General features: G+C 42.8%; 16 protein-coding genes. 9 read left to right on the top strand and 7 right to left on the bottom strand.

What is annotated here, in order from left to right; genetic code table 11:
- Positions 1-52: 52 nt before the first annotated feature.
- The 4 genes from LJA86_RS12895 to LJA86_RS12880 all read right to left on the bottom strand — a co-directional run bounded on the left by LJA86_RS12895 (position 53) and on the right by LJA86_RS12880 (position 3,325).
- On the bottom strand, positions 53-604 hold the full coding sequence (locus tag LJA86_RS12895; protein ID WP_050437741.1) for a DUF4468 domain-containing protein: 552 nt from the start codon (positions 602-604) through the stop codon (positions 53-55).
- 102 nt (positions 605-706) lie between these two features.
- Complete coding sequence (locus LJA86_RS12890) at positions 707-1,279, bottom strand: hypothetical protein (protein WP_025912436.1); 573 nt, start codon at positions 1,277-1,279, stop codon at positions 707-709.
- A gap of 409 nt (positions 1,280-1,688) precedes the next feature.
- A complete protein-coding gene (locus LJA86_RS12885; RefSeq protein ID WP_229226279.1) occupies positions 1,689-2,702 on the bottom strand; it encodes a hypothetical protein in 1,014 nt (337 codons plus the stop codon).
- Positions 2,703-2,857: 155 nt separating this feature from the next.
- Positions 2,858-3,325, bottom strand: coding sequence for a DUF1643 domain-containing protein (locus LJA86_RS12880; RefSeq protein ID WP_229226278.1), 468 nt, complete (start codon positions 3,323-3,325; stop codon positions 2,858-2,860).
- 192 nt (positions 3,326-3,517) lie between these two features.
- Between LJA86_RS12880 and LJA86_RS12875 the strand changes: the two genes are divergently transcribed.
- From LJA86_RS12875 to LJA86_RS12860, 4 genes are all read left to right on the top strand, one after another.
- On the top strand, positions 3,518-4,141 hold the full coding sequence (locus tag LJA86_RS12875; protein ID WP_229226277.1) for a recombinase family protein: 624 nt from the start codon (positions 3,518-3,520) through the stop codon (positions 4,139-4,141).
- A gap of 66 nt (positions 4,142-4,207) precedes the next feature.
- Entirely contained in the window at positions 4,208-4,552 is a 345-nt protein-coding gene (locus LJA86_RS12870; protein ID WP_126440979.1) for a hypothetical protein, read from the top strand.
- A 27-nt stretch (positions 4,553-4,579) separates the two neighbouring features.
- On the top strand, positions 4,580-5,533 hold the full coding sequence (locus LJA86_RS12865) for a DUF4365 domain-containing protein (RefSeq protein WP_229226276.1): 954 nt from the start codon (positions 4,580-4,582) through the stop codon (positions 5,531-5,533).
- Between the two features lies 1 nt (position 5,534).
- Positions 5,535-6,458 carry an SIR2 family protein gene (locus LJA86_RS12860; RefSeq protein ID WP_045783878.1) on the top strand — a complete coding sequence of 308 codons (924 nt, stop codon included), beginning with the start codon at positions 5,535-5,537 and terminating at the stop codon, positions 6,456-6,458.
- A 14-nt stretch (positions 6,459-6,472) separates the two neighbouring features.
- Here the strand turns inward: LJA86_RS12860 and LJA86_RS12855 are convergent, their stop codons facing one another.
- Positions 6,473-6,970, bottom strand: coding sequence for a hypothetical protein (locus LJA86_RS12855; protein ID WP_229226275.1), 498 nt, complete (start codon positions 6,968-6,970; stop codon positions 6,473-6,475).
- 239 nt (positions 6,971-7,209) lie between these two features.
- Here LJA86_RS12855 and LJA86_RS12850 point away from each other — a divergent pair, with 239 nt between their 5' ends.
- The gene (locus LJA86_RS12850) at positions 7,210-7,674 is read left to right on the top strand and encodes a helix-turn-helix domain-containing protein (protein WP_045784723.1); all 465 of its coding nucleotides are present in this window, start codon (positions 7,210-7,212) and stop codon (positions 7,672-7,674) included.
- A 174-nt stretch (positions 7,675-7,848) separates the two neighbouring features.
- Positions 7,849-8,721, top strand: coding sequence for a DUF6998 domain-containing protein (locus LJA86_RS12845; RefSeq protein WP_229226274.1), 873 nt, complete (start codon positions 7,849-7,851; stop codon positions 8,719-8,721).
- Between the two features lie 856 nt (positions 8,722-9,577).
- On the opposite strand, the gene LJA86_RS12840 is transcribed toward LJA86_RS12845, so the two are convergent.
- Both LJA86_RS12840 and LJA86_RS12835 read right to left on the bottom strand, forming a co-directional pair.
- On the bottom strand, positions 9,578-10,015 hold the full coding sequence (locus LJA86_RS12840; RefSeq protein WP_229226273.1) for a hypothetical protein: 438 nt from the start codon (positions 10,013-10,015) through the stop codon (positions 9,578-9,580).
- Positions 10,016-10,205: 190 nt separating this feature from the next.
- Positions 10,206-11,129: a hypothetical protein gene (locus LJA86_RS12835; protein ID WP_229226272.1), complete on the bottom strand. Its 924-nt coding sequence runs from the start codon at positions 11,127-11,129 to the stop codon at positions 10,206-10,208.
- Positions 11,130-11,573: 444 nt separating this feature from the next.
- Between LJA86_RS12835 and LJA86_RS12830 the strand changes: the two genes are divergently transcribed.
- From LJA86_RS12830 to LJA86_RS12820, 3 genes are all read left to right on the top strand, one after another.
- A complete protein-coding gene (locus LJA86_RS12830) occupies positions 11,574-12,146 on the top strand; it encodes a hypothetical protein (protein WP_229226271.1) in 573 nt (190 codons plus the stop codon).
- Positions 12,147-12,236: 90 nt separating this feature from the next.
- Entirely contained in the window at positions 12,237-12,410 is a 174-nt protein-coding gene (locus LJA86_RS12825; RefSeq protein WP_229226270.1) for a hypothetical protein, read from the top strand.
- 352 nt (positions 12,411-12,762) lie between these two features.
- Positions 12,763-13,476: a hypothetical protein gene (locus LJA86_RS12820; protein WP_229226269.1), complete on the top strand. Its 714-nt coding sequence runs from the start codon at positions 12,763-12,765 to the stop codon at positions 13,474-13,476.
- The last annotated feature ends 60 nt before the right edge of the window (positions 13,477-13,536 follow it).

Below are 13,536 nucleotides of genomic sequence, written 5' to 3'. Positions count from 1 at the left end.
CCAGATATAAAAGCTCAAAAACTTATTCGGCAAGTTTTTGAGCTGATGGCTGTTACCAGTCTTTTGCAGCAGAGCTACTTTCAGTCACGATCTCGCGTTTGTATTGTTCCACAATATCATTCAACGCTTTTTTGGCTTTTGCTTGTCCACCAACAGTCATATTTGGCGAATCTATGGCAGGGAACGCAATCCCGCTGGTTACATGGGCCGGACGATAAATGTGGATATCATCAAAGGTGATGCGAGCTTTATCATCCTTTGTGTCGATTTTCATAGTGAATTTATATCGAACATCTTCATTAGCTAAGCAATCATTAAAACCGTCACATGGGTATTTAACATTCCCCTTGCCAACAATCGAACCTTCTTCTTTATCGGCATATTGGATTACGCTGTTAGAATCAGTGAAGGCCTTTGCAACCCAAATTTTGGAACTACTGTAAAGTGCATCCTTTTTAACCCCGGGAACGTTAACAACACTGACTATACTACCCAGCGGTTGTTTAGCTGCTTCCATATCTGGTGAGGTCACACAACCTGTCAACACAGTAATACTGGATACAACCAAACTGGCTAAAACAGTTTTCATCATTACTTTTTTCATTCGATTTGTCCTTATCGCATTTTTATTAAGTGCAGTATGTAAATATGGTGCGGAATGAAGTCGGTTTCTCAAAACCGCAGGACAGGTCTCGCTTTTCTATTATCACCCGTAGTGGATATAGGCAAAAACAGCGACAGCAACGAGCGCGCCAAAACGTAATAACCCATTACGATGCTTGGTTAACCACTTCCGCTCGTAACGCAACGGCGTGTAGAAAGGTGTTACCCATTTAAGAAACTCTGCATTGAGGTTGTCCAAAGACTCTTTGGGCCCTTTAAGATTGCTGCCGACAATGTATTGGCGTCTTATCAAATCGATACGGCAGTTACCGATGTGTTCCCTTTCAGTTGTAAGCTCCGATTCATCAACGAAATCAAAGGACTCTACGAGAATTTGGTGTGCTGCCTGCAGATCTTTATGGGTGACAAAAGCATCACAGGTGATCAGGTCGCCTTGAGAGGTGAATGTCAGGAGATCAATCCCGTGAGTTGCTTGTAAATTATCGATTAGTTGTTGTCTGATGGCTCTATCAAATGGTCGGATGTATCCCCATTTCGGATCGATATCTCGACCATACTCCTCATAGCTGAAAAACTCGCCTTCAAGGGAAATCCCACCCCAATCAAAGCGCACATAACAATCCGGTTGGGCTTGGTAATAATTGGATACGGGCATAAGCTTCCTTGAGAAAGGAGATCAGAAAAATCCTAAGTAGTTAATTGAACTATGCGGGAGAGAATTTTTCAACAATGTTTATCTGCAAGTATAAGGATGATTTTGCCACCACCGAAGTTTTTGGACGCAATGCCTGAGAGGGGGACTTCCAAACCTAGGAGATCCACTTTCCCGCACCAAACTTATCCGGATGCATTTGCACCGCGAACCCAATGTAGTGTCACAACGTTTGGTTCGTGTTTGATTGAAAGGAACTGCCACCGATAAACACCCTTAGCGAAGGTATGTAAGCTGATAGTTGAGTTGTTATATATACAGTTATTAAGAGAACTGCATCCAGACCAGCAGGAATGCGGCCTCTTTCCTGCTGATTGTCACTTTTTTCTGGAATAGGGGAGCGGGCGGCGGCTCAAACGTTGAGACGGCGTAAAGCACCTTTGACGGCGTTTTGCAGATCGCTAACAACCGCCAGATGAGAGCTTTCTTTCCGTAGGCGCTTGTAACCGTTGACCATCATCCAGCTACGTTTATCCCTACGTCCGATGTTATTGAAAGAATGCAATCCGCGCTCGGCTGTTGCGTCGTTCACCCTACGAACTGCGTTGATAGCGGTAAACCGGAACAAATCACCGTCAGCCATCATTTCAGGCTCTATTGGTTTGCGAAATTTGAACAGGTGAGCGAGGGTTTCAAATCGAAAGCGCTGCATGTCGCTAAGATGGTGAAGAGAGTAGTGAGTGAGCGCAGCACCTTTTAACGTGACTTCAACACGAGCGCGTTGCTCTTCTACAGGTAGTTTCTGATCGTTGTCAGTGCGTTTGTGGTAGACCTGCCACGAGATGTTGTCCCACTTGTTACCAGTCCTGAAGTTTCGATATGGAGTAATACGTGTTCCGGGGAAAAGGTAGACATTTTTCCACGAAGCGGGATTGAATTGCCTTGGTCTGGTTCCGTTACTAAACAGGCTTGTCTGGAGCCGATAGGTCATTGCTCGTGTCGCTGATACTGACCGTTGTTTATGCCAGAAATCGCAGAAAACTTCGACTCCCACGATTTGTGGCTCACACGCAAATGGGAAACGGTTTTGCAATTGCTTGAGTGCAGCTTCCAGCTTCCTGCCATGGTTTGCCAGTAGATCACGGAAGCAAATCCGAAAAGTATCGTTAGTGCTGCTTATCGTAGGTTTTACCCACGTTTTAACGTTGTTGTCGGGACGGGGGGCGCATGATGACAGCTTTGAGATACGTAGACCGCAGGGTTTAACCCAGAGTTTTAATCCGGTGATTTTAAGTAATTCATCCTGAACGTAGCGATGCTGGGTCAGTCTGGAGAAGCTGATCTTTAAGTCCAGCCAATCGATCCCGGCTGAAACCTTAAAGGATTTGCGGTCTGCTTCAGCAGCTACGTATTTTCGACTCTTCATAGTGCGACCTTATTGAAGGGAACTTCAAACCGGCATCAGGGTCGTTCGAACTGAGCAGATTTGAGAACATTTCGAGCACGGTAGCACAATGGATTTGCGATAAAAACCTTACTTATCAATATAATGCGTTCATATTCTGAACGCAGTAGTCGTTGCTAACTTAAGGGTATGAGAACACTGTCATTTTTCATATACAGAGGATGTTTGGGTTCACCTGTGGCGTTTAAGACAAAGCACATTGTGGTTTCTGGTAGCAACTGTCGGACTACTGTTGAGCGCTTGAGATGTCTGCCTTCGTTGCCCCATGCCGCCACTACCAGACCGGCACCGGCAATAAGCCTTATCAGATGGCTATCGTTATCTATACCAATGGGATCAGGTGCTTTCATCATTTCATGTCGCTGGGTATGAACGAACGCGAACAGGTTGGCCATGTATACCCCGCCGTAGCCCCAGTTTTTGGCAAACGATATGCAGCGGCTCGAGGTGCGATCATCGTTCTCAGCATCGGCATATGAAGGGTTTAGCCCGATGAAAAGGGCATATGGTTTTGATTCGTCCCAGACTCGTGATAACGAGTAGCGATACTGGCCGCACGGTGAAAAAATCGCGTCTTTAATCATTCCAGTTGTCCTTATGAAGTGATGGTTTCAGCCTAACATTTCTTTATCCGTTTTAAGCGCCAACAAACGACCGTTTTCCGACACCTTCCAATCGCGTGCTTTCATACTGTTGGAAAATTAGCCTTGGCTTTTCTGGCAGGCCATCCTAATGTTGGCCTCGTTTTCTGGCAGGGGCCGGATGAGGAGATGACTATGGCGATTTTTGGCTACGGGCGTGTTTCGACATCGCAACAGGATACTGAGAACCAACGGCTGGAACTTGGGCAGGCTGGGTGGCAAATTGATTACTGGTTCGCTGATGTTGTTAGCGGGAAGGTTCCGGCAATGCAACGTAAAGCGTTTTCTGAAATGCTCAATAAAATCCGTGATGGTGAAACGTTGGTGGTAGCGAAACTCGATCGTCTGGGGCGTGATGCGATTGACGTCCTGCAAACGATAAAGGCGCTGGCTGAGCGTAATATCAAAGTCATTGTCCACCAGCTTGGCACAACTGATCTCACCTCTGCTGCCGGTAAGCTTCTGTTGTCGATGCTGGCAGCAGTTGCGGAGATGGAGCGTGACTTGCTAATTGAACGCACTCAGGTGGGGCTGTCACGAGCAAAAGCCGAAGGCAAGAAGCTGGGAAGACCGTCGAAAATAGCGCCTGAAGCCCGTGACGCGATTGTAGAGAAAAAGTATAGCGGAACCAGTGTCAGTGCGTTAGCACGAGAATATGGCGTTTCTAGAGCGACTATAGCGTCTATCATGTCTTTAAACGAGAGCAGAGTGTCACAGAATGAGAAGGATGAGATTGATGTCATTTATAAGGTGTTGTAGATTTTCTGAGTAGCTCATGATCGTCATAATGAGATAAGAGCGTAGTAATCATTATAGGGGGTGTAAATGTCGCTTGTTCTTCCTGTGAGATTAGATAGCGAAATATTAATTTCGAACGGAAATGATTCTTTTTCGATAACTCAATTAACAGATTTTTATATAACTGGTAATTATAGGTTTTTTGATTTGTCTGGGATGCCAACAAAGGTGAATGGTTATGACTCTTCAAATGAAAATGAAGGTAGAGGACTGAGGGTAACCAATCTATGTGGGATTCTAAATGGAGAATTTCTTAAGCTATGTCCAAAATGTGGTCAGGCCAAGAACTTTTATCATTATGGAGCTTCATATAGAACGACTAATGAGAAAAGAGACCAAAGTGAATGTGAGGTTTGTAGAGGTAATTATTAAAAAATTAAATGTTGCTAGGTGGTTTTTATGACAAGAGTAACTTCTGAATCCCACATTGGCGAGCTAGGTTCAGCGTTTTTACAATATCTATGTAGCAAACAAGAAGTAATTTACCGTCCAGTTAGGATTTTTGATGTTGGTATAGATGCGTTTATTGAGCTTCAAGTGGGCAATATTGCTACAGGAGCAATGATAGGAGTTCAAATAAAAACAGGGAAAAGTTTTAAAACGAGTTCAGGTCGTTATTCTTTCAAAAGTGATAAAGCTCATTTTGAATATTGGTCTAGATGCACTTTACCTATAATAGGTGTCGTCTATGATCCTGAGGATGAAAAAGGTGTTTGGGTTAATTTGAGCGATATAGCTAAGGACAGGCTTACCAATAAAGGGCCATGGGTAATTAATCTTTCGGTTCAAGAACACTTATTAGATTCTGACAGCTTGCAAACCCTTATTGATAGCGCTGAATTAACAAGGATTAAGAAAGATTTTATTAAATTTTCTTACTTAACCATGCCTCAATCGAATCAAAAGAAAGAGAAAGATTCATTTCAAAATTTAAGCACCATCTCATCTCATACTGCATGGGATGAACTATTAGATACTTTTCTTTCCCTTCTTTATGATGACAGAATTGTTGCTGATGCTGGTTATAGATTAAGTTTATATTTCCCGAAGGAAAAAAGTGATTTTCGCTACCAATATATAATAAAAAGATTGTCTTTGCTTAATGATGTCCAGTTAATCAAAATGATATTTTCAGTGAAGGTTGCATTGGATGATTGTTATGAGCATGTGGCGGAGCATATATGTAATATAATGAGATACATTCCAGATATATGTTTAAGGTTGGAAAGTATTATCTTCAACAATAATTTGAGTAATGACGTGAATGCTGTTGCTATTCAATTGATTGAATCTTTATCAGAATATGAACGTCAAGATTTATGGGACATGATTAGTAATAAAAGGTTGTTGTAACATGATTTCTATATTTTTGGGGGCCGGTTTTTCTAAATGGGCTTTCGATTTGCCACTGGTAAGTCAGCTTTTTGATTTTAATATCTCTTACCTTACTGCCTCAGAAGAGAAAAAACTCTATCTAATTAAGGAGGATTGGTCTGTCTGGATACAAAAAAATCCGGAAGCAACATACGAAAATTTTGTTTATTGGTGTATTAATAAATCTTCTCACCGTAGGAGCAGAGTTGTTTGGTATGTTAATAGAAGGTTAACTGAACCATTCATTACTAGGATTCGTGGCGGATATTCTGCTGCTATGTTCGATGAAAAAATTGTGAAACAAAATGAAAGGATAGTTTTTTTACGTAATTTATTTAATGAGCTAGAGCGGGCTGGTTTAAAAAATATCATTACTTGTAATTATGATAATATTGTCGAGTATATCCTAGGTTGCTCTGGATTTAATTATGGTATAAAGAATGAAATTTTAGTGGGAAGAGGAAGAAATCCACAATTTCCTTGGCAAAATGCAGATGTGAGAGTTACTGGTGAGATTCTGCTGGCTAAATTACATGGCTCTTTATCGTGGGACAAATATAATAAATACACCAGCGGCAAACCTGGCAGGACAGGGAAAGCTTTAATTGTTCCCCCTGCTCCTGAAAAAGAACCTCCGCTTGAATTACTAGATGTTTGGACATTTGCTAGGAATGCCTTAGCCAATAGCAAAGTCTTAATTGTTTTTGGTTTTTCTTTTAATGCGTATGATAATGCTTTGCTGAATCTATTGAGGGAAAGTGGCTCAAATTTGAAAAAGGTAATTTTGATAGATCCCTATCCGAAAGTTGATGAGGCCAAATGTCTTTGGCCTTCAGCATCAATAGAGACTATCAACCCCTTAAATGATATTGTTTTTCCGGAAAAGTGGTTCGAAATATTATGAGCAGGTTGCTTAATTTATTCAAATGAAGCTGCGATTACTTCCCCGGTATTGGCGTTGAAAACACAAAAATACTGAAGCGGTGTTTGCATCCCAAGACTGTTAATAGCCTTAGCCTGTTGTCCAAATGCTTGAATCGTTTTCTTTTTCTCGTCGTGCCATAAGTAAGTTCCGAAAACCGGTTGAGCTTCACTTTCCTGCCACACATGGCGAAACGTCGCTTTATTGTCCATTACCTGCTTGCACTGTCTGACGGGGTTGTGGTGCGCTTTTGCATAGCATTCCGGTGTATTATCTGAGCAAGAAGCACCTTGCTTTTCTGTTGTGTGTTCTGCACTCGCAGCTGAAAACGCACACACTCCCAGCACCAAAGCGAGAGTTCCCAAAATGCCCCATGATATTGCTCGTATGCTGCTGATCTGCCGTTTTATTGAAACGTGAGCAACTATGCTGTAACTGGCCCAGCTAAGCACGGCTCCCGCTGCCATCGGTAATAGAAAGCCTGATTCCGTCATGATTCCCTCATTTGCCAAACAACATCACAGCTTGTAGTGAGTACTGGAGACACTTAACCAGTGATGACCATCATACGGTTTTGATTTTATTTGTCACTATTGGTATTCATTTTGAATCTATTTGGTGTAGTGATACAGGCTTCTTGCGAGGGAGATTGTGCTCACAAATAGAGCTTTTAGATTCAAAATGTCTCATATGGAGCGTGGCCTTACAGTGGTCAAGACTGCACATTCAGTGCATGAAAAAGACCTTGAGAATACAGTTTGGCGAGCGGGTAAAAGAACTGCGCATTGCCACCGGAATGAGCCAGGAAGCCTTTGCTGATCGGTGTGGGTTTGCTCGTAGTTATATGAGTCGTATTGAACGTGGTGGCTCCAACGCGTCTCTTGATGCGATTGAGGTGCTGGCTAACGCTCTGAGTGTTGAGCCATGGCAGTTATTAGCGTCTGACTCATCTAAAGATGACGATCCGGAACTGTTGGTTCCATACGCGGCCGATGGCTCGTGCTTTAATCCTGGACTTGCGAGTAGTCGCGATGGTTCGTTTGGCGTAGGTGATAAAGCGGCTCAGAAGCGTTTTGGCACGTTTTCCGAAGCACTTGAGTATCTACGTAGCATGGAGACCGCAAAGTGGCGTAGGCCCAATGCCAGTGGCAACTGGGGCATTGTTTCGGCAGTGCGGTGGGGCAAACTGAGAAAGTGAAGTAAGTGTAAGTTTATGAATTCTGGATGCTGTATTAATGAACAGTCTTCTTTGGCAAAAGGTGAGACACCTATGAATCAGTCTTACTCTTCTATAAGAGTCGACAAAACATCAAAATCCAGGTGCGTTACGTAGGCGTTACAGTGGCATTTCACTTCGGCAGTGGAGAGTGTTTTGAAAAATAATCATTTAATATCATATGATTGGCTAAATGCGCTGAATAATCTTGAGTTACTGTCACTTCATTCCGAAATTTTAACGCAGTTGCGTTTTAGAGGTGTCATTCGCACCAAGAATAATCCTGTTGGTGACTATGCTGAATGGCTGGTTTCTAAAGCACTGGGTATGACTCTTCTCAGTAATTCGTCGGCGGGCGCTGATGCCATTGATGCTGATGGCCTGAAAGTGCAGATCAAAGCTAGGAGAGTTACGCCGGATAATCCTTCCCGGCAGCTTAGTGCCTTGCGTAACTATGAGGCAGCCGATTTTGATTATTTAATCGCGGTTATTTTCGATGAGACTTACAACATTCTTGATGCTTACAAAATCCCACATGAAGTAATACGAGATTATGCACGGCATAGTGACCACGTTAACGCACATATCGTTAACCTCAAGGGCGCGATTCTTACTGATCCCCGAGTTAGTTCCATCAAAGAAGACTTGATTGTCAGGAGTTCGGCTTCAGTCAATGAAGCGGCTATGCAAACCCTTCCACCCGAACCTATGGAAGAGGTTTTGAATCAACCAGAGAAGATAACGAGTAGTGTTACCCTAGTCAGCCTCCTTAAGGCTATTGGGATGGAGTGCTTCGTAAACTACTACCATCATTTTGCCGATTCAAATTTACCAAGCGCTTATATCATTGAGCAAATGCACTCACGTGAGGGTTATACAGAGAAAAGTTGCCGGAGCCGTCTCAGTAAAGCGCGAAAAGTGATCAGGGATGGTTTAAGTATTGAGGCTTTGGCGTTGATCGCTGACTCTGAGCGAATACAAGATTCTGTCAGAAATGACGCGCTAAAACTTATCAGCGTTCTGGAGTGAAGCGGTTTGCAAAACGTTGTAGTTCCTCCTACAAAAACCTCCTACAATGCATCACGTTTTTGTTAATAAATCCATGGGATTACGAGAACTTTGGAGCGGGGGTGATTTCCCTTCGCCCGCTCCAATCTCCTGATAAATCAATAAGTTATGATTTAGCAGTTAGTTACGTTGCCCCGCTTTAGCAGGTACAACTTAAACTACCCATTGTTCTACGCCCGCACCTGTCGCGTGATTGGTCTGTGGTACAAGGGAGCATATCATCACGCTGGCGGTGGTTCAGGTTCTTACCGCGACAGCAAAACAACGAACAAAAAGCCTCATACCTGGCATAACTCCCAACAGATTGATCATACGCATTTAAGCCCGATGTGCGGCCTTGTGGCTGCGTAAACAGGTGTATCGTGGTAAACGAAACGTACCTGCATACGATATGCAGGCCCTTCCAGCGCTTCGCTCACGCTCCGAAAGGTACACGAGCACCCTCATAAGGTGTGATCCCTCTGACAATCTGATTAGGTCACTGGTGACTTTCGCAAAGTGAATCGCCACGGATAATCTAGACACCTCAGAGTCATTTTTGGACTGACCCCACAACAGTAGACATTTCCTGTCCTCACGACGAGGCCTGTTCAAATGTCTCCGGACTGACGCCGCCGAGGTGTCTGTTAAACCCGTGGCGATTCAACACCTCATTTAATGAGTTCATTAGTAAAACTTTAGCAGCTGGGAAACCAAGGAGTGAGTCTAAGAGTTAACCGGGCAAAAGTATATACGGTCGAGTGCTAAGTTAATGATCTATAAGCTCCATTTCAATGGAAGTATCACTCATGAGAGTTTAACCTACTTCCAAAATAGTTTAATGGCCTCCCAAGGTTCGCACTTGATCTGATTGGATTGCATACATAGAACAATCAACCTGTAAATAACATTGTAACTGTCCAACTCTAACTCCGTCTAAATTAAGAACTTCACCAGCTTCGTTGAACTTCAGAAGTACTCCATCAACATTTATCTCCCCATCCAACGGGTTCCCAGGTAACCCCTCCTTAGCATGTAATAAAGAAAAATTTGGGTGATCGCTATTTAGCATCATATTAATCTGGGACAAATAGCCATGCGGAGGATTGGATGCTTTATTTCTATACTGCAACGTATAGCATTTGTCCGCACGAACATTCCCAATATTGATTCCAGGAAATATAGCTATCGCAGGGCGTATGTCAGAAAATTTAAAATGCTTATCAATATAATATTTCTCAGCTTCGAGACTATATTTAAAAACTACACTAGCCATAGGATAACTTGAATATGCCTTCCCATTTTTTACGCCTGCAAGATAATTAGTCCAAGAAATAGTGTTGTCGAACGCCGGACACTCGTTTATGGCAGAACCTGTCGAATAGCACGCATACCAGTTACGTTCATTGCAACCTGGCGGATATAGCCTTGCAGCAGATGACACCACCGGTAACAAACTCATTGTGCTAAGAGCATACAGAGTAATTGTCGAGACACATGATGAAATTGCCTTCATTGCTACTACTCCCATTCGAAGATTTTGTAGCTCCCGAGGATGAGCCACCACCAGGACCTGATCCACTTGAACCTACGCCAGAATGATTTCCAGGAAAGTGACTTCCTTCCCCTGGTCTGTTATCAGGATTATTTAAATCACCGCCACCCCCAGCTGCTCCCGGCGGACCCGGAGTGTGAGGTATAGGATGCTCAGGGCCATGAGGGAAATATATTTTCGTATCAGTTACAGCTTTTTCCCTCTCTGACGTCATCCGTTTCAGTTCACTTTTAGCAAAGTCTATAGCCGTGTTTTCATTATTATTCTTATTAAGCATATCAACTAATGCACTAGGAGTTGTAAAATCTACATAAGTCCCACGTTCTTTTAAGTCCAAACCAATCGCGTGAGCAATTGTCATCTGCATTCCAACACAGTTATCTTTCCAAAGTGTATATTTTGTTTGATTACTGATAATATATCTTATTAAAGACAGCTGTTTATCTGTAACATATGTGAAAAATGACTTGTTAGTTTGCATGTCGTTATATGTAAACTTCACTTCCCCCTTAGTAGAATATATATCATTAAATACATCTTTGTAGCCTTTTACTTCATCAGGATAAAAACCAGCAACGCTGGTATAAAATTTGGTACCATCGATGGCTTCAATACCAGTATATACCATTACATGGCCCGTCAATGATGAACCACCTTCAATAAGTTTTCCTGGGTCTCGGGATTTTATTTCTATAAATGGCTTACCATTTTCTCCATTATATTTGAGAATACTTACATTTGTTATAATTGCATCATCGCTAAGTGGTGGTGATGATGCATATGTAAATACTGATACTAAAAATATAGTCATTGCTAAAAGTGATATGATTTTCATTTTTTATCACCACCATCCAACACTATTATTTAATTATAATAGGTTTTTTTATATTTTCTGAATTTCTTTTTATTTACCTACGGGCCATACGCACTTCTGAAGAGAGTGTCTTTCAATCATGTCCTCAAACAAGAAGGATCTGTCCCAACAGTTGGCCAGGGCGTTGAGCGAGATGAAGTTCGCTTAGGTCCCAGATACGTTACAACCCCGTTCAACAGGCTCTGGGACATGGGGTGTTGAACTGGAAGCCAGAAAAGGCAGTCAGTCACCTTGAGATATCGGTTGGAGCTGAGTAACCTCACATATAAAACCTCCAGATACGTAGTACTAAAAGTATATGTACTCGCGGCGGCTCCAAAATTTTACGGAAACGAGAATAACTCTCCTACTGGGACACCTGAACGGTATAATTGCCTCGGGACAAACGAAAAAGGGCGACATGAAGTGAGCTTCCTATCTACACAGCAAATCCATGAGCATTGCCTAGCCACCACCCAAGAAGCTATTGAAACTATTGGGTGGACCAATATCTCAGTAGGCATACTGAGTGAAGAAGACAAACGCGAACTTGAAGCTGAAAATTTACAAAGCAGTTTGAACTGGCAATGGGCGATGGAAACCTATAGAGGGAACGCTGATGACGGAATACTGGATATAACTCTAAAGCTGATCGACCGTGACGAACCGGAACAACTCCAGGCCGTGATAATTTGTAAGTACGACTCTCGCCGTGATCAATTTTCCATTTGTATGTTAGAGAACTTTATTTCTTATGAAGAAACCGATTTAACAGGCAGGGTGTTAATCATAGCTCTCATATACGCGACAACGTTCTGCCGGATCGCTGAACTTGGCGACGTTTACATTCAAGATCCGACCGAAGATGCAAAACCTCGTTATCGAACTTACGGGTTCGCCCAGGTATGGGATGATCACAGTAAGATGTCGGCCAGTGTTCACGAGATTTTAGACACCATACGAATGAAGGTGAATGGCATTGACCCAGATGAAGAATGACAGCCTCAATCAGGATTCGACGGACTGTTTGTTTAATGAACTGGTTTGTTATAAAATTAGTTATGAGGGCTCTAGCCAAAGAGGTTTAACATGATCAAGCAAAATAAAAAAATCACCCCTGATAAAGCTATGGCAGCCGCGAAATGTTCACTTGACTTCTGGACTTCCATTGATGGCAACAAGCTTGCCAAGGTTGGCCGGAAGGAAAAAGATATGGATATGGTCGGGCCAAAGAAAGGCGTAAAGCCGATAAGCCTCGGATAATATTCATCATACCGATTTGCATGTAAGGCTCCCATTGGGAGCCTTTTTTCTTCTGTAGAGCCACTCTCCGAGAACGGCACATCTTTTATGGTATAGCCGTCAGCTCAACGGAACAGCGCTGGTTGAAATGCGGCCGTCTAGCCCGAGGATTACCCGGTGCGGTAAAGTTTTTGTCATACTCCATCCCTTTGGCAGTCAGAAACGTTCAAATCAGTTAAAAGCTTGTAAAATCAATAGGATGGTGAATTTTATAATTTTTCAAACCAGAATTTTGGCACCATTTTCAGCCACTTGAATAGAGCACTGTAAAGTGATAGTTTCAAAATATTGATGTCATTTTAGGAGCTATCTCATGGCGAATGCTGTGGTCGCAGGCTGGCAAGGGCATGATTATCAGGCTCGGTTATTCTGGTATTATGCTTCTTTTTTGAAAGACAGAACCCGATCAGATGTCATAGAAGTATCTTATGAAGCAGATGCGCCTAAATCATTCGATGATGTAGTTGCTAAATACAATCCCCCAAGACCTGGCTATGGTTCCGTACGCATCGCCGCAGAATATTTTCAGATCAAATATCATGTTGTCTCAGGCGGCCGTTTCGGATATGAAGATTTAGTTGATCCTGAATTCATCAACGCACAATCCAAATCTTTACTTCAACGGCTTAAAGAGGCAAAAACTATAGCCGTCCCAAATTCCTCTTTTATTCTGGTCACTACCGACACTATTCGGGATAGCGATTCGCTTGGGAAAATCCACCAAAATACTGATGGCTCTCTGGATTTGGATAAGCTTGCCGTTGGCAAAACGGCCAGAAGCGAGATGGGCAAAGTCAGGAAAGTGTGGCGCGACCATCTTGGACTGGCTAATGATGAAGAGCTTTATGAGATCCTCCGGGGATTTCGAATTGAGGCACCGGGGGTTTCACTTGAGCGTCTGCGTGAAAATGCAAATATGCAATTCAAATTTGTCGGAATGATGCCTTGTGAAGCAAACTCTGATTTCCGTTATGACGGCCTGATAAGAACGCTGAAAGGCCAGGGTAAATTGAATCGCTACGGATAATCTAGACACTTCTGAGCCGTTGATAATATAGGTTTTCATATTCAGCCGGTGGCATCTGCT

This window comes from Enterobacter sp. TCD1-1 (assembly GCF_020567405.1).
GTDB lineage: Bacteria > Pseudomonadota > Gammaproteobacteria > Enterobacterales > Enterobacteriaceae > Enterobacter > Enterobacter quasiroggenkampii.
Note: the sequence above shows the minus strand (reverse complement) of the source record. Positions and strands in the feature narration are given on the sequence as shown.

Coding starts and splice junctions, on each gene's coding strand:
- LJA86_RS12840 (WP_229226273.1), bottom strand. CDS start 10,015: ATGGCTAGTGTAGTTTTTAAATATAGTCTCGAAGCTGAGAAATATTAT.
- LJA86_RS12835 (WP_229226272.1), bottom strand. CDS start 11,129: ATGAAAATCATATCACTTTTAGCAATGACTATATTTTTAGTATCAGTA.
- LJA86_RS12820 (WP_229226269.1), top strand. CDS start 12,763: ATGGCGAATGCTGTGGTCGCAGGCTGGCAAGGGCATGATTATCAGGCT.
- LJA86_RS12885 (WP_229226279.1), bottom strand. CDS start 2,702: ATGAAGAGTCGAAAATACGTAGCTGCTGAAGCAGACCGCAAATCCTTT.
- LJA86_RS12825 (WP_229226270.1), top strand. CDS start 12,237: ATGATCAAGCAAAATAAAAAAATCACCCCTGATAAAGCTATGGCAGCC.
- LJA86_RS12860 (WP_045783878.1), top strand. CDS start 5,535: ATGATTTCTATATTTTTGGGGGCCGGTTTTTCTAAATGGGCTTTCGAT.
- LJA86_RS12880 (WP_229226278.1), bottom strand. CDS start 3,325: ATGATTAAAGACGCGATTTTTTCACCGTGCGGCCAGTATCGCTACTCG.
- LJA86_RS12855 (WP_229226275.1), bottom strand. CDS start 6,970: ATGACGGAATCAGGCTTTCTATTACCGATGGCAGCGGGAGCCGTGCTT.
- LJA86_RS12870 (WP_126440979.1), top strand. CDS start 4,208: ATGTCGCTTGTTCTTCCTGTGAGATTAGATAGCGAAATATTAATTTCG.
- LJA86_RS12875 (WP_229226277.1), top strand. CDS start 3,518: ATGGCGATTTTTGGCTACGGGCGTGTTTCGACATCGCAACAGGATACT.
- LJA86_RS12865 (WP_229226276.1), top strand. CDS start 4,580: ATGACAAGAGTAACTTCTGAATCCCACATTGGCGAGCTAGGTTCAGCG.
- LJA86_RS12890 (WP_025912436.1), bottom strand. CDS start 1,279: ATGCCCGTATCCAATTATTACCAAGCCCAACCGGATTGTTATGTGCGC.
- LJA86_RS12850 (WP_045784723.1), top strand. CDS start 7,210: ATGAAAAAGACCTTGAGAATACAGTTTGGCGAGCGGGTAAAAGAACTG.
- LJA86_RS12895 (WP_050437741.1), bottom strand. CDS start 604: ATGAAAAAAGTAATGATGAAAACTGTTTTAGCCAGTTTGGTTGTATCC.